A 26,009-nucleotide genomic window follows, 5' to 3' on the forward strand; every position below is an offset into this window, starting at 1 on the left:
CTCGATAATCAACCATGGTTATCGACCTCCTATAAATGATAGTCACACATATGTGTGCCATCTTCATTATAGGACTAATCTATGTCCATGCACTATGCAGCGGAAAGCGTGCACTGAAACACCGGAAAGCATGCACTCGATGACCGTGCAGTGTGCACTGATTCATCGGTATTTACAGATAACAGTGGTTCAGTACAAAGCGGAGAGCGTCCGGTGCTTGTCGTTCAGGCAGACGATTATAACCAGAATGCTCCAACGATTATTGTTGCAGCGGTTACAAGTGTAATCAAGAAAAGATATTTGCCATCGCACATTATTCTTGGCGAGGAGTTTGGACTGAAGAAACCGTCAATGGTTCTTCTGGAGCAGATACGGACAGTCAATAGAGAGGATTTGCGTGAATACATAGGTACGGTAGATGACGATAAACTTTTCAGGCAGATAAACGCAACTTTGAAAAAGACTTTTGGACTTTGGGTTTACAAGCCGGAGGGGAAAGAAAATATTCGTTGTCTATGCCCGAAGTGCCTGAATGATTACATCCACAATCCGGACTATATTGTAAGGCGACTTGACCCATTTGCAAAGCGAAAAGACAGATGTGATAAGTGTGATGGGGATGGTTGGGATTATGTTGTTACCGACAGATATTCATCCAAGAAAGAAAAGAGGTGCAAGAATGTCTAATAGCAGTGTAAAGAAGCTGAGTTATAATGTACCTCTTTGGCATAAGCCTAATTTGTCGATTGAAGAAGCATCTATATATTCCAATATTGGAACAGGAAAACTTTATGAAATGACGGAAAAGCAAGATTGCCCGTTTGTACTTTGGATAGGAAGCCGCCGAATGATAAAGCGAAAAATTTTTGAGGAATATATTGCAAATCAGTATTCTATTTAATGAAAAAGTCAAATCTGCGATGAGCAAATTCGCATCGTTGGCTCAGCGTAGATTTTTAAGTATGCTGTAACCACGCAAAGGAGGTTACAGCATATGAACAACGAAAAAGATGAAACAATCTATAATGTCCCACTTTGGGAGAAAGTAATGCTTACAATTGATGAAGCCGCAGCTTATACAGGTGTTGGAAGCAGAAAAATCAGACAGCTTACCGATAATGAAAGATGTCCGTTCGTTTTATGGAATGGCTCAAAGCGACTTATCAAGAGAGAAGAATTTGTTGAATTTATAAAAAAGCAGTATTCGATATGAGGAGGTATTATTGTGAGTAATCCAGTAAAAAAAGAAAGATTAGAAGTACCGATATGGCATAAGCCGTATCTGACCATTGATGAAGCTACTGCCTATACCGGCATTGGCAGAGAAAAACTTCGTGAAATGACAAGGTTTGCTGACTGTCCATTTGTGTTATGGGTGGGAAAACGCCGAATGATAAAAAGAGAATTGTTTGATGAGTACATTGAAAAAATGTATGAGATTTAGGAGGTGGAACGATGAATGTGGATTTTGCAGATGAAGAAATGATTGCTTATCGGGAAAGCCTTATAGAAAAGAAAAAAGAGCAGCCATTTTGGAAAAAGAAATGTTTGTCGGTAAATGAAACAGCCGCTTATACAGGTATCGGAAGGGGAAAAATACGAGAGTTGATGAAAAGGAAAGACTGCAATTTTATGACGACAGACGGTTATCAGGTGTATGTCATCATCGACAAATTTGTGGAATTTTTAAATAGCAGGAATGAAATATAGGAGGAACAGCCGTGGCAAGACCAAAACGAAAAGATAAAACAAGGACAGTTCTTCGCACGGGAGAACTTCAAAGAAGTGATGGAAGTTATCAGTACAGTTGGACTGATGAAAACCATAAAAGAAGATATGTCTATTCAAAAACGCTTGAAGCACTCAGGATTAAAGAGGAAGCGATTGAGAAAGACAAAAGTGATGGCATAAAAGCGGAAGCACGATATGTTACACTCGATGATTTATATGAGTTGTGGAAAGACCTGAAGAGAGGATTGAAAAACAACACTTTTGAGAATTACAAATATATTTATGAAACCTTTGTACGTCGGCAAATCGGTTCTAAGAGAGTTTCAACATTTTTGAAATCAGATATTAAGAGATTTTATAATTATCTGGTTGATGAGCGAGGATTGAAGCCAGCAACGGTTGATGGTGTCCACAACATTCTTCATCAGATATTTGATATGGCGGTTGATGATAACTATATCAGAAACAATCCGACAAATAATGTTTTAAGGGAATTGAAAAAAGCTCATTGCTTCAAGACAGAGAAACGCAGGGGACTTACTCGACCTGAGCAGGAATTGTTTATGGATTATCTGAAGAACTCTAATACAGCAGTGTATTGGTATCCGGTGTTTGCAGTAATGCTTGGAACGGGGTTAAGAGTTGGAGAAGTTACTGGACTCAGATGGTGTGATATTGATTTGGAAGATGGGATTATAGATGTTAATCACACGTTGGTTTATTATGACCACAGAACTTCTGAAGGAAAAAAGGGCTGCTATTTCAATGTGAATACTCCAAAGACAGAAGCAGGAAATAGACAAGTTCCGATGCTCGATTTTGTTAAAGAAGCATTTGTTATGGAAAAAGAAAGACAAGAACTGCTAGGGGTTCACTGCGAAGCGACCATAGATGGATATACAGATTTTATATTTCTCAATCGCTTCGGACAGCCACAACATCAATCGACTTTGAATAAGGCAATCCGACGCATAATCCGTGATTGCAACGATGAGCAGTTTTTGAAAACAGAAAACCCAGAAGTGCTTTTACCACATTTTAGTTGTCATTCGCTCAGACATACATTTACAACAAGAATGTGTGAAGCAGGTGTAAATATAAAAGTTATTCAGGATACACTCGGACATAAGGATATAACAACAACCTTAAATATCTATACTGATGTAACAAAGGAACTAAAAAGAACCGAGTTTGATGGACTGGATAAATACTTTAATAATTCAATAGCGTAGGGAAAAGTGGCGTACTTTAAAATGAAAATTGGTACGCTGCTTTTTTTGGTCTGATTGACTTATTCAATAATAAAGATTATAATTTAGTAAGTAATCCGATTGAAGAACCCATTCTCTCAATCGGGATTTACATCAAATACATCAAATAATACAACTGCTTATGCGGAAAGTAATCAATTTTAAAGGTAAACAAGGCTTTTTATCTGGTTGAAAAAAGCGAAGTAGGGAGTTGCTCAGGAATATGAGTGGCTTCGGAATTGCGTCGGAGAAAGTCCCGACAATGAAGTCACAGGGCGCAGCAAAGAACGAAGCAAACAATGCAGCACAGGAAACAAAGACAGTTGAGAAGATTGATTTTTCCAAGGTAAAAGTTGAGCCGTTATTCGAAGAAATGGTTGATTTTGACACTTTCAGCAAGTCAGATTTCAGAGCTGTAAAGGTAAAAGCATGTGAAGCTGTTAAGAAATCCAAGAAGCTGTTACAGTTCACTCTGGATGACGGAACAGGCACAGATCGTACCATTTTAAGCGGTATTCACGCTTATTACGAGCCAGAAGAACTGGTTGGAAAAACACTGATCGCTATTACAAACCTGCCGCCAAGAGCTATGATGGGAATTGATTCTTGTGGAATGTTACTTAGTGCAATTCACGAAGAAGAAGGAGAAGAAAAACTTCATCTTCTGATGGTGGATGACCATATCCCGGCTGGAGCGAAGTTATACTAAAAATCAAAAAATGTGTTTGTAAAAGTTGCATACTACAACAGAAGTACAACAAATTTTTGTTGTATAATACGTGATAACACTTGATATTACGTTGTTGTGCTTATGAGTTGAACTTTATAAATGTACCGCAAGGACATTTTCCTAAGAGAGATTTTAGGAAAGTGTCCTTTTTTGTTGTAGTCGAAATCCAAATTGGAGTTAAAAATAATATTTTAAAGGAGAAGAAGCTATGACAAACACAGCGTTAAGAGCAGAGAATAGCAATTCTCGCACAATTACTTTCAAGAGCATGGAACACGAAAAATTTTATGAAGAATATCTGAAAAAATGCAGATATCAGGATGTTTACCATCGGGCTTTGGTTTATTGCCTGGGTATCGACAGAGACACAAGAAATAATGTAAATAAAATCTATAATTTTAAAACTGGATGTGTAAAAACGGAATGCCTGCAGGAAGGGTGGCAGACCAGTGGAAGTTTACGAATTGTCCGTATGGTATTTAACCTGTATTGTAATGGAACACCAAGCGTCGGAGAGTACGAAGCAGAAGAAGATCAGTTGAAAGAATGTCAGTGTTATACCGTAGAAAATCTGTTTTGCTGTGGATATGCCCGGTATTTCTGGGAAGCCATTAAAATCCGTTATCCAGAGTATTGCTTTTACAAAGACTGGGAGGATACATATGCTGAAAATTAGATTACAGGGTACTTTAAAGGACATTCAATGGTTTCGCCGTATTTTGGAAAAGCATAAGGAATTGGATGTCCTGGAAGTATCTGATGCTTATGCAAATAAAGGAACAAGTAAATATTTTCGTGTTTATGTAGAAGTAGAAGAAAAACAGTAAATCGGAGGAAAGTATATGTGTAAAGTAATTGCTATTGCAAATCAGAAGGGCGGAGTAGGCAAAACAACGACAACCATCAATCTGGGAGCCGGACTGACAAAGAATGGGAAAAAAGTAGTGCTGGTAGATGCAGATCCACAGGGACATCTGACAATGGGACTGGGATTTCCCAAAAATCTCAAAGTGACTTTAAAGAGTATGATGGAAAATATCATCATGGGGCTGGAGTTTGACCCAAAGGAAGCAGTTTTACACCATGAAGAAGGGATGGATCTGATTCCGTCCAATAAATTGCTTGCCGGAATGGATATGTCCTTATTTACTGTTGAGGATAGGGAAAAAGTACTGAAAGAGTATCTGGAACTGTTGAAAGATGAATATGATTATATTCTGATTGACTGTATGCCATCATTGGGAATGCTGACAATCAATGCGTTGAGTGCAGCGGACAGTGTATTGATTCCGGTACAGCCACAATATTATGCGGCAGATGGACTTATGGAATTATTGAAAGTGGTAAAAGGAATTCACCAGAGATTTAATCCGGAATTGCAGATAGAAGGTATTTTGTTCACAATGGATAATTGTCGTTACAACAATGCAAAGAGAAATAAGCAGGCAATCATAAGCACATATGGAGATGATATTAAGATTTTTGAGCAGACAATTCCAAGAACAGAAAGTCTTGCAGAAACAGCATCTGAGGGTGTAAGTATATTTGCTTATGATGGAAAAAGCAAAGGGGCAGACAGTTACAGGGAACTGGTTCAGGAGGTGTTGAAACATGCGTAGACCGAAAAAAGAGATTCAGCTTACCTCTTATGATGAGTTACTGGGATTGGAAGAAGCACCGGAAAAGAGTATGAACCAGGTTGTGGAAATAGAACTAGAAAAGCTCCATCCTTTTAAAAATCATCCATTTCATGTAAGCGATGATGAAAAAATGGATGAGACAGCAGAGAGTATTAAAAACTACGGTGTTTTAAATCCTGCACTGGTAAGACCCCGATCAGAAGGTGGATATGAACTGATTTCAGGTCACAGAAGAAAAAGAGGCTGTGAACTGTGTGGCAAAACAACTATGTCGGTCCTTGTCCGAAACTATACAGATGATGAAGCTGTCATAATTATGGTCGATTCCAACATTCAGCGTGAAAATATTCTGCCAAGTGAAAAGGCCCATGCCTATAAGATGAAATATGATGCTATGAAGCACCAGGGAAGTAAAGGCGAAAAATATACGGCAGATATGGTTGGCGAAACAGCCGGGGACAGTGGAAGAACTGTGCAGAGATATATCCGTTTGGCTTCATTATCAGATGGATTATTGGAATATGAGAAGAAATGGTTTCTGATGGAACATGAGGAGTATGGAACAAGAGCTGCCTATGTGATTCTCAGTGAGGAAGGTGCCGTAGTCATGAATGACTGTTACAATGGCTTTGATGAAGAAGCCAGACGGAACATCCATAACTTCATGCAGCAACAGGCAGAGCAGGCACAGGAACAGCAGAAACAACAGGAAATGCAGGCACAATCCCAGATCGGACAATCACAATCCGAAGAAACACAAAAGAAGAAACCAGAGCTGGCGAACTGGCAGAAGGTTATGGATAATGGAGAATATCTTCGCAGTGCGGAGATGACAGAAGAAGCCAATTACAACATGATTGATGGACTAATGAACAACACTCTGAAGAAACAAGATAAGAACGCTCCACGGAGATCGGTACTGAAACGACTCCGTAATCATCAAAAGAAGATAGCCAGTCAAGGTAAAGGACAGCCACAGCAACAGAAGGCGATGGAAGAAGAGATGGAAAGAAAGAAGAAGTAAAAAAATTTTGCCGGAATTTTTGATGGTAAAATATAAAAAATGGTTGATTTTTTCTCTCAAATATCATATCATAATATTAACAGGACTCCCCGCACCTCTCACGCAAGTGATGTGTCCCATGGGGAGATATTTTTATTTTTGGAGAAATAATGGTGAATACAAGTGAAACTAAAAATGAAAAGTTGAAAAATAATGAAGCAACTGTACAGGTAATGAAACAACCGAAAACCTTTGCTCAACAAGTTGAAATTATTAAAGAAAAGGGTTTTATTATAGATAATGATACAGAATGTATCGGATTTTTAAAACAGGCGAACTATTATAGATTATCTGCTTATTTCCTTCCGTTTAGAAAAAAGGAGGGGACGTATTTTTCAAATATAAACTTTCACAGAATTCAAAGAATCTATGAATTTGACAGTAGACTGCGTGGTGTATTATTTAATTATATAGAAAAAGTTGAATTATATTTAAGAACGCAATTAGCTTATTACAGTGGACATGTTCATGGGGCTTTAGGATATATGGATGGGGCTATTTACAATGATAGGCACAATCATGAAAAGTTCGTGAAACTGTTAAATGTATGTATAGAGGAAAATAAAAGTACATAAGTAGTTCAGCACCATAAAGAAAAGTATGGCGGAAATTTTCCTATATGGGTTATTGTTGAATTTTTTTCAATGGGAATGCTGTCTTACTTTTATGCAGATTTACAGTCTGGTGACCAGAAATATTTAGCAAAAGAATTATATGGTACATCAGTTGCCTGTTTAAAAAGCTGGTTACGTTGCATCACGGATTTGAAAAACCGCTGCGCACATTATTCAAGGTTGTATTATTGGTCATTTCCCGCATTACCTAAAATGCCAAGGGAATTAGAAATATCACCAAACAGAAAATTGTTTTCACAAATACTTGTATTAAAATTATTATATCCAGACAAAAAAGAATGGATTAACAAAGTCTTGATAGAATTAAAAGCTATTATAGAAGAATATGAGAATGATATATCATTGAGACATATAGGGTTTCCAGAAGATTGGTATGAGCAGTTAGAAAAATAGAGATATATTCTTAGAGTTGATCTAAGAGGTGCTTTTTTTCGTCTTAAGGAAAATGAGACTTCTATCGGCTTTTCCGATAAAAGTGCAGGAGGAAGAAAAACTAATAGAATAAGAAAAAATATAAAGGTGGAAGCAATAGTTTCCACTTTTTCCATTGAAAAAGTGGGGGAAATGTGTAGGGGATCAAAATTAAAAACTAATACCAAAAATTGAATATTTTTAAAAAAGTGGGAATAGGAGATGTTGTTATGCAGATTATCGTAGTTGTCTGTCAGCGAGGGTATAAGGCACCGAAATCTCCATCAAGATGAAAACTCATAAGTGGAACAGTAGCCAAAAAGCCGATACTGTTAAACATGAGTGGATCTTGCTCTGTAACTACGAATCCTCTCACATATACAAGAGGAGAGAGGAAAAATACAGGGGATAAATTATTGATATTTTAACTAGTATGTGATAGCATTAATGTAGACTGTAGGAAGGCAAGGATGATGCCCGAATCCAAATATTCCATTGGCCGGATTAAGAATGGTATATCCATTCTTTTTTTTTACTATGAAAGAGCATGTAACGGATGCCGAATACAGAATTACCAATAGATTTGCATATAAGTAGACTTTTGAATAGTGAAAAAGTGGATATTGAAGAACGAAAAGTGGACATTCAAAGCAAGAAAGTGGACATTGAAAGTGTACTTCTGATAAGGAAATCGATTTTCTCTTAAAACAATTATTCATATCCATAGTTTTTAGCCAGTCGGAAGAATTAAGAATAACAGAAGGAGATAAGCGATATGGAGAATAAATTGCAAAACGTCGGGCAGAATAGCATTATGGATAATTTTGTGAAGACAGACGACATTTTTAAAGACATGTGTGGAATTATCGAAACCTCACAGAAAGCTGCGCATCAGGCGGTCAATACTTTGCTTGTTCAGAGAAACTGGTTACTGGGATATCGAATTGCCAGTGAAGAAATGCAGGGAGAAGATCGTGCTAAATACGGTGCTGAGATTATAAAGAAGCTTGCAAAAGAATTATCGGCTGAATATGGAAAAGGATTTACGAAGACAAATTTATATAACTTTTATCTGTTTTATAAAAACTATCCAGAAATTTTCCACTCAGCGAGTGGAAAATCTGCGATACTTCTTTCATGGACACATTATCGTATTTTATTGCAAGTTAAAGATAAAGAAGCTCGTGATTGGTATGAAAAGGAAGCGGCAGAGCAGAACTGGAGTGTTAGAACTTTACAACGGAATATTTCATCCCAGTATTACTATCGCATGCTCAAAACGCAGAAAAAAGAGCTCGTAGAGAACGAAATGGAAGAATTGACTGCGTCATATCAAAATGATAAGCTGGAATTTATTAAAAATCCGGTGGTCGCAGAGTTCTTAGGATTTTCACAGGACACGAATTTTACAGAAAGTGATCTTGAAAAGAGTATTCTTTCCAACTTACAGAAATTTCTAATGGAATTGGGAAAAGGATATGCTTTTGTAGCAAGACAGCAGCATATTCATACAGAGAAACAGGATTATTATATTGACCTTGTGTTTTATAACTACATACTGAAATGTTTTGTACTCATCGACCTTAAGACAGAGAAGATCACACATCAGGACGTAGGTCAGATGGATATGTATATTCGTATGTATGATGAATTGAAACGAAGTGAGGGGGATAATCCTACGATAGGGATTGTATTGTGCGCAGACACAGATGATGATATTGCTCGCTACTCAGTGATGCATGGAAATGAGTAGCTCTTTGCGTCAAAATATAAGCTATACCTGCCGACAGAGGAAGAACTGAAAGCGGAAATTGAAACGCAGAAAGCAATGTTTTATCTTCAACAGCAGGAAAATCAGAATCAGGAAACGGAATAGATAAAGCTAAGTTGACGGCTTTGAGTAAATTACTATAATAAAAAATATTATTAACGAGGATCATGTAGAGTTACATGGTCCTTTTAAATTTGGTAAAAAGAAAAAATCATCGGAGCCTGTATTTTACACCCTCTCCTTTTGTATATATGAAGGCTATTGATGATCATGCAAATCCAATCAGGTGATCTGGACCATAGAGAATGACCAAAAAGATTCATGTATGCGAAAGGAGATGTTTATATGCCTAAAAATTAGAAAAGAAATTCCGGAACTGGAAAAAACTGGTGTAGACAGGAAGAAATTTGTCCGATATGAGGAAGGTGCAAAACTGTATTCGATTAAAAGGGTGATGGTGGCAGAGTGATTACGAAAACACAGAGTTTTATAGATACCTTATCTGCCGTCTGCCACCTGCCAGCGTATGAATAATAAAAAAGATTGCGAATAGATTGCGATTTGCAATCAAACGAAATATAATGAAGAAAAAAGAAGACGATATCTATGGCAAGAACAGCAAATGTATTTGTACGTGTTGAGCCTAAAGTGGAAGAACAGACAGAGCAGGTGCTTGATCGACTTGGTATTCCAATGTTCAATGCGGTAGGAATGTTTCTGAGACAGATTGCACTCCAGAGAGGAACTTCTTTTGATATGAAACTTCCGGCTTATGAGGAACCTGTTGCGTATGGTTCTCTTACAAAGGAACAGTTCGATGCAGAAATAGAAAAAGGCATGGAAGATATTAAAGCTGGCAGAGTGTATTCAGCAGATGAAGTTGAAGCAGAAATGAAACGGGAATTTTTTTCGCTATTTCTCAAAATTTGAGAATTAAAGATCTGCAATTCGATGAGTTTGATGTATATTTTTGAAAGTAAGCTCGTTATAATAAATGTAATCATTAAGTGATGAAAGAAAATTATTATGTAGAGTCATTCATGAAATGGTGACGGAAGGAGAAAAAAGATGTTAACAATATTATTTACAATTTGTATGATTTGGTTTATTGGCAAGTTTTTTATATTTGGACTTAAAGCATCCTGGGGAATTTTAAAATTACTTTGTACGGTGGTATTTTTTCCTGTGATATTGATCGGAATGGTTGTTGGTGGATTGCTTTATATAGCATTTCCAGTACTGATCATTGGTGGAATTATTGCACTTATAGTATCTAAAGCATAAATCGGATGAAGGAGCAGAAAACATGTATGATTTAGAAAAAGAAAAAAGAGAAGCAATTGGTGCTGGAAACAGAGCTCTGAATAGTCTGCGAACAGCCAGAGAGAACCTGAACAGTGCAAAAAACTGGGGACTGGTTGATATGTTTGGCGGTGGATTTTTTACTACGATGTTAAAACATTCCAAGATGGATCAGGCAAAGCGGAATATGGAGCAGGCGAAATATGATCTTCGTAATTTTAGTAAAGAATTAAATGATGTCAACATGGCATGTGATCTGAATATAGATACCGGAGATTTCCTTTCCTTTGCCGATTATTTCTTTGATGGATTTGTAGTGGACTGGATGGTACAGGACCGAATCAATACTGCAAGACGTCAGGTGGATGAGGCAATTCGGAGAACGGAATACATAATAAACCAGTTGCAACGCATGTAAACAAAAAAGGCAGTGAACCTACTTGCTTAACTTCTCTTTTTCCGCATTGAGCAGGTCGATATTAAGCCCCTGTTCGCTGGCCGTTTTATCAACCCAGAGATTTAAGGAGTCAACAGCAAGAGAGATTTCATCCAGCTTTTTGCTGATAAAAGCGAAATCTTTTATTTCATCATCACTAATCTTGCCGTCTCTGGCAATCTGGATCAGGCGTGCGGTGAGCGGGTTGATCTCATTCAGACTGGCAATTGTCTCAAGAATAATATCTGGCAGATCGGAAATTTCTACTTCCGGAACATATCGATGCCCAATTTCACATTTATGAGAGCAGAAATAATTGCAAAGATCCGGACGCTTATAGGCATCAGCCATCTGAATGATATCGTATGGGGTAGGCTCCTGCATTTCATATTCGAATTTTTCAATTTTAGAGTCGGAAACGGCAGTCATCTTTTCGCTGGCTTCGGATCTTGTAAGACCAGCCTCTTCTCTGCAAATCTGGTAAATCGTCTTATTTTCCCTGGTGGATTGCTTTCCCATGAGAATAACCTCCCTGTATATCACAAACATGAGGAATACTGGTGAGGAAGTCCGCATGTTGTATGTGTGTTGGGTGTATAAGTTTTATTATATCGGAAACGCAGGGAAACAACAAGAGATTGGGAGTGCGAAATTTATAAGTTATGAAGATTTCTATCTGACAACCGGAATAATTAAAGTCCTCTGGTGTTTCTGTTCACTGGAAGCATTCCGTGAGGTGTTTTCTGTGCATTATGAAGTGGTTGCTGTGCGCGGAGTAAACAGTAACCCTTTGGTTATTCGCGTTATGTTTTGGCGAAAAAATCATATTGCACAACTATAATGCTAGCACTTATAATAAGAATATAAAAGAAAGCGATTACGATGATTTCTATATAGCGACAGGAGATGTTATAACAATATCGATAATGAAGTCACAGAGGTTGCAAAGAACCAGGCTAAAAGGGATACTACATTCAGGCTGCATACAACATGACTATTGTGGAATGACCAAGAGCAGATAAAATGTGTCGAAAAAAACAGGAGAACTTCAAATGATAAAACAAATTGTAAGAGACATTTTCTTTTTAAGTCAGCCTTCAGAGCCGGCTACGAAAGCTGACATTCAGGTGGGAAAAGATTTACAGGATACGTTGCAGGCGAATCGGGAACGGTGCGTAGGAATGGCTGCGAACATGATCGGCGTGAAAAAGAACATTATTATCGTAAATATGGGCTTTGTGGATGTGGTAATGTTCAATCCGGTGATCATTTCCAAAAGCGGTATGTACGAGACAGAGGAAGGGTGCCTGTCACTGGATGGCGTAAGGCCGACCACCAGATATCAGGAAATCGAAGTAGAATATTATGATTTCAGCTGGAAAAAACAACGTCAGAAGCTGTCCGGCTGGACGGCGCAGATCGCTCAGCATGAGATTGACCACTTATCAGGAAAGATTATATAGCGATGGATCAAAATGAAATACAATGGGATAAATTGCTGAAAATAAAAACAACAGGCCGGGATGATTCCCATTCAGACCAATACCGTTTCCCTTATGAACCCACGCCCTATTGCGTGTTGGAAAGACTGGCAAACAGCGGATTGATCGGAAAGAAAAATACAGTCTTAGACTATGGAACAGGAAAAGGCAGAGTGTGTTTTTACCTGTCTTATCAGACCAGATGCCAGTCTGTTGGAATTGAATATGATGAGCGGATTTTCGCAGGAGCCAGAGAAAATCAGGAGCATGCAGTGTCAGGTGGCAGGGCATCCTTCGTTAAGACGAATGCAGAAACTTATGCAGTACCGGAAAATGTTGACCGGTGCTACTTTTTTAATCCTTTTTCCGTAGAAATTTTGCAAAAGGTGCTGGCAAGAATATACGATTCTTTTTATGACAACCCAAGGGAAATGCTTTTATTTTTCTATTACCCATCGGATGAATATATCAGTTATCTGATGACAGAAGAACAGCTGCTGTTTTCAGATGAGATTGATTGTATGGATTTGTTCGAAGGGGAGAATCGGAGGGAAAGGATATTGGTGTTTGAGGTGGTTTAGGGCGTGTAGATTGCAGGAATGATTTTTCAAACAGGCTCTAGGGGCGACGTGCGGTAAGTAACTTTAAAAGAGGCACTGTTTTCCCGGGTATTGACCTTTACATAGACAGGAAAGCAAATGTTCCTTGCTTTTCTTGTTTATTCCAGTTATACTAAGCAGACAATACTTATGATAAATGGAGGGGTTTAGATTTGAAGATTGCAGTAACCTATGAGAATGGAAATATTTTTCAACATTTTGGAAAGACTGAATTTTTCAAAATATACGAGATCGAGGAAAATAAAGTAGTTTCCAGTGAAGTGATCAGCTCTAATGGAAGCGGACATGGTGCCCTTGCAGGACTTCTTGCAGAGCAGGGAATCGACGTGTTGATCTGCGGTGGAATTGGCGGTGGTGCACAGTCCGCTCTTGCGCAGGCTGGGATTGAATTCTGTTCCGGTGCGCAGGGAGATGCAGATCAGGCGGTAGAGAAATATCTTGCCGGAGAGCTGGTATCTGGCGGAGTAAACTGTGACCACCATGGAGAAGGTCATACTTGCGGAAACCACGGAGAGGGTCACAGCTGCGGAGACCATGAAGAAGGCCATACTTGCGGAAGTCACGGAGAAAATCACGGCTGTGGAAGCCATGCAGAAGAGCATTCCTGTGGAAGCAGCTGTGGAGGCTGTGGTTCCCATAATACACTCACCGGACGTAATGTGGGAAAAACCTGCCGTACCCACTATAGAGGAACTTTTAACGACGGAACCCAGTTTGATTCCTCTTATGACCGCGGCGAACCATTGGAATTTATCTGCGGAGCAGGACAGATGATCAAGGGCTTTGACGCGGCTGTTGCAGATATGGAAGTAGGAGAGATCAAAGAGGTTCATCTGATGCCGGAGGAAGCCTACGGTCTGGCTGATCCCAATGCGATTTTTACCGTTGAGATCGCACAGCTTCCCGGCTCAGAAGATCTTACAGTAGGACAGCAGGTATACTTATCCAATCAGTATGGACAGCCATTCCCGGTGAAAGTAACTGCAAAGGATGAAAAAAATATTACGTTTGATGCCAATCATGAAATGGCAGGGAAAGAGCTGAATTTCAAAATCGAGCTGGTTGAAGTGAAGTAAAAAAGAAAATGTAAGTAAAAATTTTATTCCACAAGCCTGCCATTCATTCCTTATATCAGAATCTACATTTTACCTGTGATATGATCGGTACAGTTAGATGCAGATCAACAGCAGAACAAAAGATATGGAGATGATGGGATATGAGAAATGAATTATGGAAACGGCTGGCTGTCATGGGAGTTTTGGTTTCGGTAGCGGCAGTGCCAGTCGGGGAAAATGTAGTGAATGTGACGGTACAGGCCGCGGAAAGTGAGGAAGAGCAGCTCCTCTTTGACCAGGCAGTTGAGGATGCAATGATCATAGACCAGGACGAAATCCTTCCAGTGGTAAGCCTGGATAAAGGAGAACCGTATGCCGTTTACGACCAGGAGGGCAGAGTTCTTCTTTATACATTCCATAAGTATCCGGACAGCTATCCAGATGGCACCGAGGTAAAGCTGGAATGGGGAAATGTATGGGCATTTACAGGTGGCGAACTAGAAGACTGGTATCAGAAAAATAAGGATGGTGTAACAGACTGGCAGACGAGAATGAAAGAGTTGATAGGTCTGCGCCCGGATAATGAATCCGATTATTTTACTGCCATGTGGGCAAATCCGGAAGATGTATTCCGGCCTGCATATGTGTGGGATATCGGAACGGTAGAGATGACAGATTCTTTTTCAGATACAGTCAGTGAAGAATATAAGGCGTGGTTTGACGGGAATATTATTTCCAGCTATTTCGATGGAAAGTATCCATGGACCAGACTGGGCTATACCTATGACTGGGCAGATAATGGCACGGAATATGGACTGTCTGAATTTATCATCAAAAAGGACAGCACAGTGAAAGTGGCCTATACAGTTGATCTTGAAGAGATGGTGAAAAAACTGGACGACAATTCATGGAATCCTGAAATGCCTGAATCCTGAAAGAGAGAAACTTTGAAATGCTAGAGCCTGTTTGAAAAATCATTCCCGCAATCTGCACGCCCCACTTTGCGGTATATTTTGCCTTCTTTCAGTCGGCGTAGCCCGCTACGCCTCCATCAATCAGACAAAATCTCCCACAAATTGTGACGTACATCTTGCAGAAAGCCTTTTCCAAACACGCTCTAGAGCGTGTTTGAAAATGGCTTTAGAGTCCTAATATAAAAATACTCCCCTCCAGACTGACAAGTGATCGAAAACTTGTCATCCGGAAGGGAGTATTTTTTATGAAAGATTCAAGATAACTTATTTAATTATACTTCTGAAGCGTCAATTATACTTTGGGGATTTCAATTAAGCTTCTGGCAATTCAATTGCATTTCTGGCATTTATGCCCCAATTGTAAATTCATAGCTTCCAGCTTCCAGTGTATAAACTGCGCAGGTAGTTCCGTTGTGTGTTGTCATTTCTACAAATGTAGCACCTTTCGGAGCGGTAGTAGCATTTGCCTGCTCCTCGGAAATTGGAAGATAAAGAGTAGCAGTTGTGTTTGCAGGAACAGTAGCGGTGTAAGTTTCCATAACGCCGTCGTTTGCAGTCCATCCGCTGTAAATTGTTCCGTAGTTGGAATCATAGGAACCATTTGCATAGGTGAAGGTGCCGCCAACAGTTGGCTGTAATACAAAGCTCTTGTAACCTGCCTGTCCGTCTTCTCTTGTAATACCAAGCTGGTAAGCCATCATCCACTCGGAGATTGCGCCAAGAGAGAAGTGGTTGAAGGAGTTCATGGAGTTGTTTCCGTTGAAGCCACCCTCTACAGTGTAGGAATTCCAACGCTCCCATACGGAGGTTGCACCCTGGGTTACCGGATACAGCCAGGAAGCATAATCTGTCTGCTCAAACAGCTTGTAAGCTTCTTCTGTGTAACCATATTTTGTCAGTACAGGAACCAGGTTCGGAGTTCCGGAGAAACCAGAGGTAATGGTGTAACCGGCTGCTTTTACAGTTTCAACATAGTTTTCTACTGCTTTTGCTTCGTTTTCTTCATTAAATACACCATAGCGGAGAGGTGTTGCGTAAGCTGCCTCTGTATCGTAGTAGGTGATTTCCGGCTCTTCCAGTTCATTTCCATCCTGATCGGTAGTAGTTGTAGTGTAAAGTCTGCAGGTGTCTGCTTCTACATAGCAGTCGTTCCACTCTGCTTTTGCAAGGTCGTACTGTGCAGCGTATTTGTCGTGAAGCTCGGTATTTCCGATGATGTCTGCCATATCTCTTGCAAGGCCGATAAGATATACATAAACAGCATTGTTGATCAGGCCTGCATCTGTGGAATCAACAGACAGCCAGTCAGCCAGGATACCAGTTCTGCTGGTAAGGTGGGTAAACTCTTCACTCATATCGTAGCTGTCAAGGTAATCCAGATATCTGTCAATGGCATCCATGTTGTCTTCGATGATGGCAGTGTTGCCAGTCTGCATGTACATGTTATAAGGAATAACAGTAAGTGCTGCATCCCAGGAAACACCGGAGAAGCCCATTCCGCTGTATTCATCTTCCTGTGGCTCTGCTGTAGGAGCGTATACCGGAAGGGAACCATCCTTACGCTGGCATGCACGAAGGGATTTCAGCCAGTTTCTGTAGAAGTTGTAAACGTCTGCATTGTAGGAAGCTGCCATGGAGAATACCTGTGCATCACCAGTCCATCCAAGACGCTCATTTCTCTGCGGGCAGTCTGTCGGAAGGGAAAGGAAATTGCTTGTCTGCGAATTCTGTACGTTCTTAAACAGACGGTTTACGTTCTCATTGGAACTATCATAGGTTGCGGTCATATTTACAGAAGAAATAACCTCTGTCTTGATGTTTTCAGCCGGGAGCTCTTTCTTAAGTCCGCTGATCTCGATATAACGGTAACCGTGGAAGGTGAAATGAGGCTCAAATACCTGATCTCCCTCTCCTGCGATATAGAAGTCTGTACAAAGGGCTGCACGAAGGTTTTCTACCATCATGGTTCCAACAAGTCCGGCTTCCTGATATTCCGGAAGATCCGGATAAAGGATCTCTGCGTAGCGGACAGTTACGGTGCTGCCTGGATCTACATACTCAGCAGGAATGGTGATCTGCGGAACACCGATAACGTTCTCGCCCATATCGTAGATATAGGAACCGGAGCCTTCCTTGGACTCACCAAGAGCTTCTTTCACATCCAGTTCTTTTACGATGGAAGCCTCTTCATCGTAGCGTACCACGAAATCAAAATCATTCATTCTTGGCTCATGGACAACAGGAGTTTCCCAGTCTTCGGACTCTGTATAATCTGCAGTTGCCCAGCCGTCATATTCAGCTTCTGTCTGAGCATCATATCTTTCACCATTGTAGTGGGATTCGGATTTCACAGGACCTTCAGTGGAAACAGACCAGTCATCCTCATTTGTAACAATGGTATCTGTAGTGCCGTCTGTGTAAGTGATATCCATACGCGCCAGAACTGCCTGGTAAGGATCATAATAGTTGTAATCGCCAGTGGTGTAATTCAGTTCGCCGCTCCACCAGCCCTGTCCCATCTGAACGCCGATGGCATTGTCTCCGGACTGGAGCATATCGGTTACATCGTAAACCTGATAAGGCATGTAAGTAGAATATTCTTCATTTCCAGGATTGAAAAGGCCATTTCCTACTTTGTCGCCATTGATGTACATTTCATAAGTACCCTGTGCGCTGACATACATTCTTGCGCTGGCAACCTCTTTGTCCTCTGTGGAGAATTTGGTTCTTACCATAGGAGAAGCGCCGTCGGAAGGATCTGCGTAAACGAGGGTTCCGTTTTCCCCGCCTTCTACCGTGATCTTGTCCTCTTCGCTGTCAACGGTAACTCCGTCAAGTCCTTCGAAGATGCTGTAGGTTGTGCCGGTTGTTTTGTCAAAAAGAACCACACCATCGTCATTGTCTCCGTACATGTCTACTGCCAAACCGTTATAATAAGCGGTTTCCCCTGCATTGACTGCGAAGCCGATGGAGTTCAGGTTCGGGAAGGTATTGGAGTTGTGGTCACCGCCAAGTGGATTCAGCTGGCGTCCGGTGTCTACGTCCACGCCGTTCATGGAAGCACTTAACTGGTTGCACTGGTTGGTCCAGATACGCAGGGTAATCGGATCATTTACAGATTTTCCGTCAAATACTTCTGCTGGAATCGCAACGGTAACGTCTGGTTCGTCTGCTGGATTTTCTTCTTCCTGGGTGATAAGGGAAGGTGTGAGTCCTCGTCTGGATTCTACCATAACAGGCTCTCCATTCTCATCCAGTTCATTTACGGTTGCCGGCATACCGACTACATAAATGTTAAGCTTAGGATTCTCAGGATCAGAAACGTCCACTTCGTAGCGGAAATAATTCTCGTTTTCTTTATTCCATACGTTCATGGCTTTGTTCTGAGGTCGGAAATCGTTTGCCCCCAGGATGACAGAAGCTTTGGTGCTTCCTTCCGGAATGGTCACGTCCACATGCATGTCGAAGAGATCGGCAGCAGTAGCATCCAGGTTTTTCTTGGAGGAGCCGATCCATTTGGCATCGCCCCAGGAATCATAGGTGGTGTCCAGGAAAGAGGTTTCGAATGTGTTCAGGTCAGATTCCCATGTGTTGCCCTCTTCATCTGTGACAGCTACCTTCCACTGGTATTCAGTTTTTGGCTGAAGGGTATCTCCTTCATATTTGATATTTGTGGATTCTCCACTTTCCACAACGCCGCTGTCCCAGACGGTATTTCCGTCCATATCCATTACCGTTATCTGGTAAGCGCTTTGGCTTGCACCTGTTTTGCCAGATTCCATCTGCCAGGTGAAAACCGGTGTCTGGGTGTCTACGCCAATTGGGTTAGTAAGTCCGTCTGTGGTCAGTGCCACGATACTTTTGGAATCATCTTCAGCAGCCATGACAGGAAGTGCGCTGGCAATACCGGAGCCAGCCATCACAGCGGTCAAAGCGAAGGTGACGCTTTTTTGAACCAAGTTTCTTTTTTTCATAAAAACCCTCCGTTTAATTATTTTGTAAGTTCATTATAATAAACGGAGGGTATCTTTTTGATTTTAATTTGGTATACAATTTTTAGGTATGAACTGTAGATTGCAAGTGAGAGCGTGCCTGGTTTAGCCATTTTCATAAGCTTTTTGCATTTGGGCAGTAATGTAATTTACGGAGATGGAAGCACCGGCGATTTTCTGGGAAAGTCCGTCTTCCAGCGTCCATTCCACGTCGCCCTTCCAGCCCTGGTTGCAGTTGTTGGTGTACTGGCCTTTTTCCTGAAGGTTAAGGAAAATCTGCCATATATTGTCTGCGCTGCTTTCTTCAGTGGCAGAAGCATCCGCTGGTGCATACAGCTTATTGAAAATTTGTTTACATAATTCAATATGCTTACTTCCTGAATAAACCGCGGTACCATTTCCTTTGGAAATAACCGTATAAACTGGCTGCCCGACATCATTGGCAGGTAAAGGAAAAGCGCCGACTTCATCCTCGCCCATAGCTGTTGTTAAAGAGGGGTAAGTGAAATTGGCATTGAAAAGCATAGCAGCTTCCCCGTTAGTAAAGCGCTCTATTGCTTCTGAATTACCCATGGTCAGGGAATGCTCCAGAACATAGTTGTTTTTGAAAAGCAGCAGATACTGGTCCAGAACCTTATCCCAGGTGCCAGGATCTGTAAAATGGGTGGTTCCGTCTGCCAGCTGTGCGTTAAAATCAGGATTTTCGGCATAAACCTGACTGGCCGCAATCTGATAAAGGCAGAACTGCATGGTGTAAGAATCTTTGTTTCCTGCGACAATAGGTGTGATACCATTCTGCTTCAGTGTTTCACATACATCGAGAAATTCCTGCCAGTTCTGAGGAATGGAGAGTCCTAGCTTTTGGAAAACAGATTTATTGTAATAGGTGCATAAGATCATGGAGCCGTCATCCAGAGAATAAATATGCCCATTGTAAGTGAACGGATCCGTGTTGTTTTTATCTGTGCTTTGTATGACAGGAAGGTCGTCCAGGGGAACCAGATAATCAGCCGGTGCCAGCTTCTGGACCGCGTTTGGACCTGCCCAGTAGGACTGGATACGGAAGAAATCGGGCCCGTCACCCATGCTCAGTTTCGTATTAAGGGTGCTGTAATATTGTTCATCCGGGTAGGCTTCCACTGTGATCTCGATATCTGGAAAATCATCCAGAAGCTTCTCCTCCAGTGATTCTTTGTAACGCTGGGCGTAATCTCCGGTTCCGCTGACCATAAAGGTAATTTCTGTTTTCTCCTGGGAAACAGTATCGGCCGGGGTGGCGGCTAAGACACTGGATAAAGGGCTTAGAAGTAAGCTTGCGGTTATAGCTGCGGTCTGAAACAGGACAGATAATTTTTTCATAAAAAATCCTTTCACTACCAAATTGAAGAAAGTTGTGATAATATGGCTCTAAACAATTAAATCAGCGGAGACACTGATGTTATTATTTATAAAGTATAAAAGTTCTCCCGAAATTTGTAAACAACAGATTTGGATTAAAGGAGCCACATATGAAACTGAAAACTCGCTTTTTTCTTATTTTTTCCGCACTGGCTGTGGTGCCTATGCTGCTTTTTTCCTATATTGCGTACACAAATTATACAAGACTGTCCAATGCCAGGATTACAGAGACATCTTCTAATATTATGGAACAGGCAGTGGAAGAGACCACCTCTGTGCTGAAAGGGATGCAGCATATTCTGGAAATCGTCCAGTATACATCACCGAATGAGGAAACGCTGATACAGGAACTGCGCAAATTTACCGGTTCAGAAGAATCCTATACAGACCGGGATATTTATGAAGCAAACCAGAATATGAAATACACCTTTCAGGATTTCACTTTTTCCACAGAAAATGTAAATGGTATTTTTATTTTTACCCCATCTGGCGTTGTGCTGGGCCAAGGCTATGGAAACGGAGTGGATGTCTACAGTGATTATGATCCGAAAGGGGAAGAATGGTATGAAAACACTCTGGCATTAAAGGGGAAAATATATGTGGAGGGAACCAGAGAACGGGACTATCTGCTGAACGACACTCCTTCTGTGTCTTTTTCCATGTGTATCTATGATGTATATTCCAGAGACTTTCTGGGCGTGCTGTATGTGAACTGTGCGCCGGAAATTTTTTCGCTGGATCAGATAAATGTGCTTCCTGACTCCGCAGAATTCTGTGTGAGCAGAGATGGAGAAGTGATATACCAGAGCGGTTCTGCAGGGGAAAAGAAGCAAAAAATTGAATACGAAAGAGAAATTTCGGAAGATGGACTGACACTTACAGCTGTTTTTGACAAAGCAAGCCTGGATTCAGATTTCAGAATCACATTGCTTGAGATGATTTCGGTTCTGGCAGTATTTTTTATTATGTTTATTATTCTGGCCTATTTCCTGGCCCGTTATCTGACGGAACCGATCACAGCACTGAGCCGGATCATGGCACATCCAAGAGAAAAGCACCGGATCGTGGAATCTCCCTATCTGAACCGGACGGACGAGATCGGGACATTATATAATCAATACCGGACGATGCTGGAGGAGAATAACCGGTACATAAAATCTGAGTATGAGAATAAAATCGTCCTCATGGATACCCAGATGAAAGCATTGGAGTCCCAGATCAATGCCCATTTTCTTTATAATACGTTGGAGGCAATCAACAGTCTGGCAGAAATTGAAGGCTCCAGGGACATTTCCGTAATGGCACTGGCGCTGGGGGATATGTTCCGATATAGTATCAAGACCAAGGGTGCACTTGTACCTCTGGAAAAAGAACTGGCTCATGTGCAGAATTTTGTTGCCATTCAGCAGATCCGTTTCGATAATGGATTCTCATTTCAGCTGGATGTTCCGGAGAAGCTGCTTTCTTGCAGGATACTGAAACTGATTCTTCAGCCATTGGTGGAAAATGCCCTGTATCACGGACTGCTTCATTGCAATGCAGGGAGTACGATCTGGCTGTCAGCCCGGAAACAGGGGAAAGTAATCTGCTTTTCTGTAAAGGATGATGGAGTGGGAATTCCCCGGGAAAAGCTTGAAAATCTTCAGCAGATGCTGGCTGGGAAACCAAAGTTCCAGGAATTAAACCAGAGAGAAAACGGAAGTATCGGACTGAAAAATATTAATTCCCGTATCAGGCTGTATTATGGGGATGATTACGGATTAGAAATTACCAGTGAGCAGGACAAGGGAACTACTGTGCAGATACGGATCCCGGAGATTGAGGATGGGAAGTAATTGCGATAGATGGAAAAAGAGGTTGGAAATTGCCTGGTAATGTGCCGGAAAAAGGCCGATAAGTGCCGGACAGATAAACGATGAGAGCTGACAGGAAGGAAGAGAACAGGATGTATACTTATATTGTAATCGATGATGAACCGCTGATCCGTCGTGGAGCGGTGAAAAAACTGGAAAATTATCCAGATGTTACATGCGTTGCCCAGGCTTCCAATGGAAAAAGCGCGCTGGAACTGATTGAGGAAAAGAATCCGGATTTTATTATCACAGATATGAAAATGCCGATCATGGACGGAACCCAGCTTTTGCCGGTTCTGTCTACCCAATATCCGGAGAAATATATTATTGTGATCAGCGGATATAAAGATTTCGATTATGCCAAGGAGGCCCTTCGCGCCAATACACTGGATTACATAGTGAAGCCCTTCAGTCAGGAAACTCTTTGGAACGCTGTGGACAAAGCAGTCCGGCTTTTGAAAAACCAGAAAAGCCTACATGAAAAATTAACATTGGATGAGCAGGAAAAGGAAAGCCTGAAGTATGAGTATGACAGGCAGATACTTCGCAATGCATTGTTTGGCGAAGGCAAGGAAATGCCGGTATTCAGTTCCCGCAAGATGTGCAGACTTAAGGAAGATCACCGGTTTGCAGTAATGACAGTCACGTTATCTGGTAAAACAAGAGAGAAAGCATTGACAGAATTTCTGACTATGCGGGAGGTGGAAGCAGAGACGATTCTGCTTGCCAGGGACAATATCGAGAATCTGTATTTTCTATTGCTGTTTTTCCCGAGGGAAAAAGAGGTGAAAGAAGAGGAAATCCTTCAGATAAAAAACCTTCTGGATTGTTTTCTGGAAAGCCTTCGGATTGAACCTTTTTATGGAATCAGTCAGGTACAGGAAAGTTTCACGCAGCTGAACCGGGCATATTCCCAGTCTCTGCAGGCACTGAATCAGATGACTCTGGGGATGAAAAGGGATTACCTGTTTTTTGAAGAAAAGACGCAGGAGAACTGTACACTGGAATGGCCTAAGCTGGAGCAGTTTCTGTTTCTGGTAGAATCTGGAAGAACCAGTGAAGTGGAGGCGGTGTTCCCGGAATTATTTCATTATTTTGCAAGAAATGAGAAATGCAGTCTGAAGGACGCAAAAGAATACTGTCTGGAAATCGCGGAGATCTTGAAAAAATCCCTTCCGCGGGATTTGCAGGTGCACAAAAGTGCCGCTACAAGCCTGAATCTGATCAGCAACCTGAATCTTATTTTCCGTTTCCAGGAACTGGAGGAGTATTTTGAACAGATTTTCAAAAATATGTCTATGGCATTTGAGAATGCTGGATTTTATTCGGAGAAGGACGTTCTGGAAAATGTGAAAAATTATATTGACCTGCATTATGAAAAAGATCTGACCCAGGAATTTGTTGCGTCATTATTCCGTCTGAACAGAAGTTATCTCAGTTCTGCGTTTAAAGCGCGGATGGGAATCAGTTTTGTGGATTATGTAAACCTGGTCCGCGTCAGCCATGCAAAAGAGCTGTTGAGAGGCACCAGCAAAAAGATGTATCAGATCGCACAGGCGGTAGGCTATGAAAATGTGAAGTATTTCTTCAGGGTATTTAAAAAAATAGAAGGAATTACACCAGAACAGTATAGAAACAGCCAGAATCAGTAAATAAAAAGAAATGGCAGAAGAACCTTCGGGTTATTCTGCCATTTCGCTTTCTGGGATCAATACGCATGCACAGAAATTCTCCAGGGGCTGGAAGGCCTTGATGAGAATATTTTTGCCGATGTGGGAGCTGTAAGTGTGCATATGGCATTTCCCGCCATTTACCGCTACATCTGTGTAGGTGGCAAGAAGCTTGCGGTCGCCATCTGGAAATACCTGATAGAAGGACTGATCGACTATGTCATTTGCAGTCAATTTTTCCAGACGGAGCAATTCTTTATTACAATAACGGAAGACGAAATCGATACCGGTTCCCCCTTGATTGAAAATAAGCTCGATCACACAAAATGCCAGCGGCATATTGTCCAGCACCGAAAAACGGGTACGGATATTGGTGGAAGCAATTTTGGAAAGATCCTGGTGAAGGGATTTGTTTAAAAGCTTATGGGTGGCAGCACCTCGTTTACGCCCCTCGAGACGGAGACCATCCCGCATATAGTAGGTGCAGTTTTCTATGTGGTCGATCTGGTTTCTGGCGACAACAGTGCCCTTATTTATGGAAAGATAGTCATAAGGTATCAGGACATCATACAGATCCTTGACTGTGATGAAGGTTCTTACGATACGTCCGTCTTTCATGTAAATGCAAGTCTTATTCTCCTGTCTAAGCAGATATTTGATATCATTGATATGGATCTTATGCTTTTTAAAGAATTTCAGAATTTTTTCATCCATTAAATATCCCTCCCGACTTTCCTTTATGGTGATATCTGCGTAAGCAGACATGCCTGTTTCGTTTATGATAAGATGTCAGGGAATGATATTGTGTATCCGACATCTGTAACGGTAGGCAACAGCATAAGTATACCATAAATGTAGAGATTTGTCAGTATGATTTCACCCCGAGATTTCGGATTTCTGTGATTTAGCTGCTTTTATGCAGCATTTTTAAACCGAGAAACGCTTTACCAAATTTGCTGAAACTTCAATTTTACAGGTATGCTGCTGCGGGGCATCAATCTGTGACAACAATTCCCTTGCGGCAACCTGGCCCATATAATGGCGTGGGATACTGATGCTGGTAAGGGAAGGGTCAATGATCCGGCCTTCTGAAATATTATCAAAGCCTACGATCGCTATCTGTTCCGGGACTTTATACCCACGAAGCTTCAGTGCTTTGATGGTTCCGATAGCAATCAGGTCATTGTCTGCGAAATAGCAGTCTGCCAGTGCGTCCCCACGATCGATCACAGCCAGCATATCTGCCATTGCTCCGTCGATGGTAGGGGAAAGCTGGTGAATGATACAACGGGAGCGTGACATTCCATTATCATGGACTGCATGGTAGAAGCCCTCCAGACGCTCGGAAAAGTTCCGGAGCGGATAGGTGGACTGCAGATATCCTGGCTGCTTCATCCTACGGCTGATGAGATAGTCCGTAGCCAGGTAAGCACCCTGCCGGTTGTTTGGAACAACATAGGTACAATCCAGATTCTCGAAATAGGCATCCAGGATTACCACCGGGAAAGGCAGCTTTAGGAAAGGACGTACCATTTCTTCACGCATTTCTGTTCCAAACAGGATAAGTCCTACGCAGTCTGTAGTCCGAAGGTCTTCCAGATAATGTTCCAGATTGTCTCTTTTTTCATAAAAGGTGATCACCTTCAGCTTGTAGTTATTCTTCTGGACCATGGATTCCATTCCTTCTACCATTGCGTCAAAAATAGGAGAGTAGGACATAATGGCATTGTGGGAACGGTAACTTACCGCGTAAATACTTCCTGCTTTATTTTTCTTTAAGGAAAGTCTGGTAAAGTCATAGCCGTACTTCTCAGCTGCCTCCACCACCATACGCCGGGTTTCTGTGCTGACTCCGGGCTTGTTATTGAGAGCCATGGAGACGGCAGTCTGGGAAAGCTTCAGCTTCTGGGCCAGTTCTTTTGCGGTAATGGACATTTTATGGACACCTCCCGGGAAATTTACTATGTTGCATCAATTGTTCAAAGCGAACCTTCAAA

25 protein-coding genes and 4 pseudogenes are annotated in these 26,009 nt (G+C 41.4%); 23 read left to right on the top strand and 6 right to left on the bottom strand.

What is annotated here, in order from left to right; all coding sequences use genetic code 11:
- Window positions 1-150 precede the first annotated feature (150 nt).
- The 16 genes and pseudogenes from ACTQWB_RS03565 to ACTQWB_RS03640 all read left to right on the top strand — a co-directional run bounded on the left by ACTQWB_RS03565 (window position 151) and on the right by ACTQWB_RS03640 (window position 10,951).
- Window positions 151-687, top strand: a complete 537-nt coding sequence (locus tag ACTQWB_RS03565) for a type II toxin-antitoxin system PemK/MazF family toxin (RefSeq protein WP_441500402.1) — start codon at window positions 151-153, stop codon at window positions 685-687.
- On the top strand, window positions 680-901 hold the full coding sequence (locus ACTQWB_RS03570; RefSeq protein WP_022146404.1) for an excisionase: 222 nt from the start codon (window positions 680-682) through the stop codon (window positions 899-901). The genes ACTQWB_RS03565 and ACTQWB_RS03570 overlap by 8 nt, the downstream gene beginning before the upstream one ends.
- A 93-nt stretch (window positions 902-994) precedes the next feature.
- Entirely contained in the window at window positions 995-1,213 is a 219-nt protein-coding gene (locus ACTQWB_RS03575; protein WP_022146405.1) for an excisionase, read from the top strand.
- A gap of 12 nt (window positions 1,214-1,225) precedes the next feature.
- A complete protein-coding gene (locus ACTQWB_RS03580) occupies window positions 1,226-1,444 on the top strand; it encodes an excisionase (RefSeq protein WP_022146406.1) in 219 nt (72 codons plus the stop codon).
- Between the two features lie 11 nt (window positions 1,445-1,455).
- Window positions 1,456-1,710: an excisionase gene (locus ACTQWB_RS03585; protein ID WP_024853349.1), complete on the top strand. Its 255-nt coding sequence runs from the start codon at window positions 1,456-1,458 to the stop codon at window positions 1,708-1,710.
- An 11-nt stretch (window positions 1,711-1,721) separates the two neighbouring features.
- Window positions 1,722-2,963, top strand: a complete 1,242-nt coding sequence (locus ACTQWB_RS03590) for a tyrosine-type recombinase/integrase (protein WP_022146408.1) — start codon at window positions 1,722-1,724, stop codon at window positions 2,961-2,963.
- 274 nt (window positions 2,964-3,237) lie between these two features.
- Window positions 3,238-3,690: pseudogene (locus tag ACTQWB_RS03595) on the top strand (lysine--tRNA ligase); the annotation flags it as partial.
- Between the two features lie 229 nt (window positions 3,691-3,919).
- A complete protein-coding gene (locus ACTQWB_RS03600) occupies window positions 3,920-4,387 on the top strand; it encodes a DUF6075 family protein (protein WP_441500403.1) in 468 nt (155 codons plus the stop codon).
- Window positions 4,374-4,538 carry a hypothetical protein gene (locus ACTQWB_RS03605; protein WP_004612805.1) on the top strand — a complete coding sequence of 55 codons (165 nt, stop codon included), beginning with the start codon at window positions 4,374-4,376 and terminating at the stop codon, window positions 4,536-4,538. Before ACTQWB_RS03600 ends, ACTQWB_RS03605 begins: the two co-directional genes overlap by 14 nt.
- A gap of 15 nt (window positions 4,539-4,553) precedes the next feature.
- On the top strand, window positions 4,554-5,330 hold the full coding sequence (locus ACTQWB_RS03610) for a ParA family protein (protein ID WP_441500404.1): 777 nt from the start codon (window positions 4,554-4,556) through the stop codon (window positions 5,328-5,330).
- Window positions 5,323-6,375: a ParB/RepB/Spo0J family partition protein gene (locus ACTQWB_RS03615; protein WP_441500405.1), complete on the top strand. Its 1,053-nt coding sequence runs from the start codon at window positions 5,323-5,325 to the stop codon at window positions 6,373-6,375. The genes ACTQWB_RS03610 and ACTQWB_RS03615 overlap by 8 nt, the downstream gene beginning before the upstream one ends.
- A gap of 212 nt (window positions 6,376-6,587) precedes the next feature.
- A pseudogene (locus ACTQWB_RS03620) lies at window positions 6,588-7,442 on the top strand (Abi family protein).
- Between the two features lie 793 nt (window positions 7,443-8,235).
- Window positions 8,236-9,213, top strand: coding sequence for a PDDEXK nuclease domain-containing protein (locus tag ACTQWB_RS03625; RefSeq protein WP_441500406.1), 978 nt, complete (start codon window positions 8,236-8,238; stop codon window positions 9,211-9,213).
- A gap of 624 nt (window positions 9,214-9,837) precedes the next feature.
- Window positions 9,838-10,161, top strand: coding sequence for a type II toxin-antitoxin system RelB/DinJ family antitoxin (locus tag ACTQWB_RS03630; RefSeq protein ID WP_441500407.1), 324 nt, complete (start codon window positions 9,838-9,840; stop codon window positions 10,159-10,161).
- 138 nt (window positions 10,162-10,299) lie between these two features.
- Window positions 10,300-10,515 carry a hypothetical protein gene (locus tag ACTQWB_RS03635; RefSeq protein ID WP_441500408.1) on the top strand — a complete coding sequence of 72 codons (216 nt, stop codon included), beginning with the start codon at window positions 10,300-10,302 and terminating at the stop codon, window positions 10,513-10,515.
- A gap of 22 nt (window positions 10,516-10,537) precedes the next feature.
- A complete protein-coding gene (locus tag ACTQWB_RS03640; RefSeq protein ID WP_441500409.1) occupies window positions 10,538-10,951 on the top strand; it encodes a hypothetical protein in 414 nt (137 codons plus the stop codon).
- 18 nt (window positions 10,952-10,969) lie between these two features.
- Here ACTQWB_RS03640 and ACTQWB_RS03645 read toward each other — a convergent pair whose 3' ends face one another.
- Window positions 10,970-11,488 carry a helix-turn-helix domain-containing protein gene (locus ACTQWB_RS03645; protein ID WP_441500410.1) on the bottom strand — a complete coding sequence of 173 codons (519 nt, stop codon included), beginning with the start codon at window positions 11,486-11,488 and terminating at the stop codon, window positions 10,970-10,972.
- Between the two features lie 533 nt (window positions 11,489-12,021).
- On the opposite strand from ACTQWB_RS03645, the gene ACTQWB_RS03650 reads away from it, so the two are divergent.
- The 4 genes from ACTQWB_RS03650 (at window position 12,022) to ACTQWB_RS03665 (ending at window position 15,060) form a co-directional block, all read left to right on the top strand.
- Entirely contained in the window at window positions 12,022-12,432 is a 411-nt protein-coding gene (locus ACTQWB_RS03650) for a peptide deformylase (RefSeq protein ID WP_441500411.1), read from the top strand.
- A 2-nt stretch (window positions 12,433-12,434) separates the two neighbouring features.
- Window positions 12,435-13,031 carry a class I SAM-dependent methyltransferase gene (locus tag ACTQWB_RS03655; RefSeq protein WP_441500412.1) on the top strand — a complete coding sequence of 199 codons (597 nt, stop codon included), beginning with the start codon at window positions 12,435-12,437 and terminating at the stop codon, window positions 13,029-13,031.
- Between the two features lie 191 nt (window positions 13,032-13,222).
- Complete coding sequence (locus ACTQWB_RS03660) at window positions 13,223-14,146, top strand: NifB/NifX family molybdenum-iron cluster-binding protein (protein ID WP_441500413.1); 924 nt, start codon at window positions 13,223-13,225, stop codon at window positions 14,144-14,146.
- A 140-nt stretch (window positions 14,147-14,286) separates the two neighbouring features.
- Window positions 14,287-15,060 (top strand): hypothetical protein, encoded by a 774-nt coding sequence (locus ACTQWB_RS03665; RefSeq protein ID WP_441500414.1) that lies wholly within the window; start codon window positions 14,287-14,289, stop codon window positions 15,058-15,060.
- Here the strand turns inward: ACTQWB_RS03665 and ACTQWB_RS03670 are convergent.
- A pseudogene (locus ACTQWB_RS03670) lies at window positions 14,957-15,202 on the bottom strand (DUF6783 domain-containing protein). The gene ACTQWB_RS03665 and the pseudogene ACTQWB_RS03670 overlap by 104 nt on opposite strands.
- Here ACTQWB_RS03670 and ACTQWB_RS03675 point away from each other — a divergent pair.
- A pseudogene (locus ACTQWB_RS03675) lies at window positions 15,152-15,277 on the top strand (DUF6783 domain-containing protein); the annotation flags it as partial. The pseudogenes ACTQWB_RS03670 and ACTQWB_RS03675 overlap by 51 nt on opposite strands.
- A gap of 169 nt (window positions 15,278-15,446) precedes the next feature.
- On the opposite strand, the gene ACTQWB_RS03680 reads toward ACTQWB_RS03675, so the two are convergent.
- Both ACTQWB_RS03680 and ACTQWB_RS03685 read right to left on the bottom strand, forming a co-directional pair.
- On the bottom strand, window positions 15,447-19,073 hold the full coding sequence (locus ACTQWB_RS03680) for a family 78 glycoside hydrolase catalytic domain (RefSeq protein ID WP_441500415.1): 3,627 nt from the start codon (window positions 19,071-19,073) through the stop codon (window positions 15,447-15,449).
- Window positions 19,074-19,196: 123 nt separating this feature from the next.
- Window positions 19,197-20,450: an ABC transporter substrate-binding protein gene (locus tag ACTQWB_RS03685; protein WP_441500416.1), complete on the bottom strand. Its 1,254-nt coding sequence runs from the start codon at window positions 20,448-20,450 to the stop codon at window positions 19,197-19,199.
- Between the two features lie 149 nt (window positions 20,451-20,599).
- Between ACTQWB_RS03685 and ACTQWB_RS03690 the strand changes: the two genes are divergently transcribed.
- On the top strand, window positions 20,600-22,324 hold the full coding sequence (locus ACTQWB_RS03690) for a cache domain-containing sensor histidine kinase (RefSeq protein ID WP_441500417.1): 1,725 nt from the start codon (window positions 20,600-20,602) through the stop codon (window positions 22,322-22,324).
- Between the two features lie 110 nt (window positions 22,325-22,434).
- Window positions 22,435-23,994: a response regulator transcription factor gene (locus tag ACTQWB_RS03695; RefSeq protein ID WP_441500418.1), complete on the top strand. Its 1,560-nt coding sequence runs from the start codon at window positions 22,435-22,437 to the stop codon at window positions 23,992-23,994.
- 30 nt (window positions 23,995-24,024) lie between these two features.
- Here the strand turns inward: ACTQWB_RS03695 and ACTQWB_RS03700 are convergent, their stop codons facing one another.
- Both ACTQWB_RS03700 and ACTQWB_RS03705 read right to left on the bottom strand, forming a co-directional pair.
- A complete protein-coding gene (locus ACTQWB_RS03700; RefSeq protein ID WP_441500419.1) occupies window positions 24,025-24,726 on the bottom strand; it encodes a LytTR family transcriptional regulator DNA-binding domain-containing protein in 702 nt (233 codons plus the stop codon).
- Window positions 24,727-24,939: 213 nt separating this feature from the next.
- Window positions 24,940-25,947: a LacI family DNA-binding transcriptional regulator gene (locus ACTQWB_RS03705; protein WP_441500420.1), complete on the bottom strand. Its 1,008-nt coding sequence runs from the start codon at window positions 25,945-25,947 to the stop codon at window positions 24,940-24,942.
- Window positions 25,948-26,009 lie beyond the last annotated feature (62 nt).

Origin of the sequence: Blautia sp. HCP3S3_H10_2 (genome assembly GCF_052122375.1) — a bacterium.
GTDB lineage: Bacteria > Bacillota > Clostridia > Lachnospirales > Lachnospiraceae > Blautia_A.

Excerpts from the sequence above, each read along its gene's own strand:
- ACTQWB_RS03570 (WP_022146404.1), top strand. The coding sequence starts at position 680 with ATGTCTAATAGCAGTGTAAAGAAGCTGAGTTATAATGTACCTCTTTGG.
- ACTQWB_RS03575 (WP_022146405.1), top strand. The coding sequence starts at position 995 with ATGAACAACGAAAAAGATGAAACAATCTATAATGTCCCACTTTGGGAG.
- ACTQWB_RS03585 (WP_024853349.1), top strand. The coding sequence starts at position 1,456 with ATGAATGTGGATTTTGCAGATGAAGAAATGATTGCTTATCGGGAAAGC.
- ACTQWB_RS03600 (WP_441500403.1), top strand. The coding sequence starts at position 3,920 with ATGACAAACACAGCGTTAAGAGCAGAGAATAGCAATTCTCGCACAATT.
- ACTQWB_RS03605 (WP_004612805.1), top strand. The coding sequence starts at position 4,374 with ATGCTGAAAATTAGATTACAGGGTACTTTAAAGGACATTCAATGGTTT.
- ACTQWB_RS03610 (WP_441500404.1), top strand. The coding sequence starts at position 4,554 with ATGTGTAAAGTAATTGCTATTGCAAATCAGAAGGGCGGAGTAGGCAAA.
- ACTQWB_RS03615 (WP_441500405.1), top strand. The coding sequence starts at position 5,323 with ATGCGTAGACCGAAAAAAGAGATTCAGCTTACCTCTTATGATGAGTTA.
- ACTQWB_RS03625 (WP_441500406.1), top strand. The coding sequence starts at position 8,236 with ATGGAGAATAAATTGCAAAACGTCGGGCAGAATAGCATTATGGATAAT.
- ACTQWB_RS03630 (WP_441500407.1), top strand. The coding sequence starts at position 9,838 with ATGGCAAGAACAGCAAATGTATTTGTACGTGTTGAGCCTAAAGTGGAA.
- ACTQWB_RS03635 (WP_441500408.1), top strand. The coding sequence starts at position 10,300 with ATGTTAACAATATTATTTACAATTTGTATGATTTGGTTTATTGGCAAG.
- ACTQWB_RS03640 (WP_441500409.1), top strand. The coding sequence starts at position 10,538 with ATGTATGATTTAGAAAAAGAAAAAAGAGAAGCAATTGGTGCTGGAAAC.
- ACTQWB_RS03645 (WP_441500410.1), bottom strand. The coding sequence starts at position 11,488 with ATGGGAAAGCAATCCACCAGGGAAAATAAGACGATTTACCAGATTTGC.
- ACTQWB_RS03650 (WP_441500411.1), top strand. The coding sequence starts at position 12,022 with ATGATAAAACAAATTGTAAGAGACATTTTCTTTTTAAGTCAGCCTTCA.
- ACTQWB_RS03655 (WP_441500412.1), top strand. The coding sequence starts at position 12,435 with ATGGATCAAAATGAAATACAATGGGATAAATTGCTGAAAATAAAAACA.
- ACTQWB_RS03665 (WP_441500414.1), top strand. The coding sequence starts at position 14,287 with ATGAGAAATGAATTATGGAAACGGCTGGCTGTCATGGGAGTTTTGGTT.
- ACTQWB_RS03680 (WP_441500415.1), bottom strand. The coding sequence starts at position 19,073 with ATGAAAAAAAGAAACTTGGTTCAAAAAAGCGTCACCTTCGCTTTGACC.
- ACTQWB_RS03685 (WP_441500416.1), bottom strand. The coding sequence starts at position 20,450 with ATGAAAAAATTATCTGTCCTGTTTCAGACCGCAGCTATAACCGCAAGC.
- ACTQWB_RS03690 (WP_441500417.1), top strand. The coding sequence starts at position 20,600 with ATGAAACTGAAAACTCGCTTTTTTCTTATTTTTTCCGCACTGGCTGTG.
- ACTQWB_RS03695 (WP_441500418.1), top strand. The coding sequence starts at position 22,435 with ATGTATACTTATATTGTAATCGATGATGAACCGCTGATCCGTCGTGGA.
- ACTQWB_RS03700 (WP_441500419.1), bottom strand. The coding sequence starts at position 24,726 with ATGGATGAAAAAATTCTGAAATTCTTTAAAAAGCATAAGATCCATATC.
- ACTQWB_RS03705 (WP_441500420.1), bottom strand. The coding sequence starts at position 25,947 with ATGTCCATTACCGCAAAAGAACTGGCCCAGAAGCTGAAGCTTTCCCAG.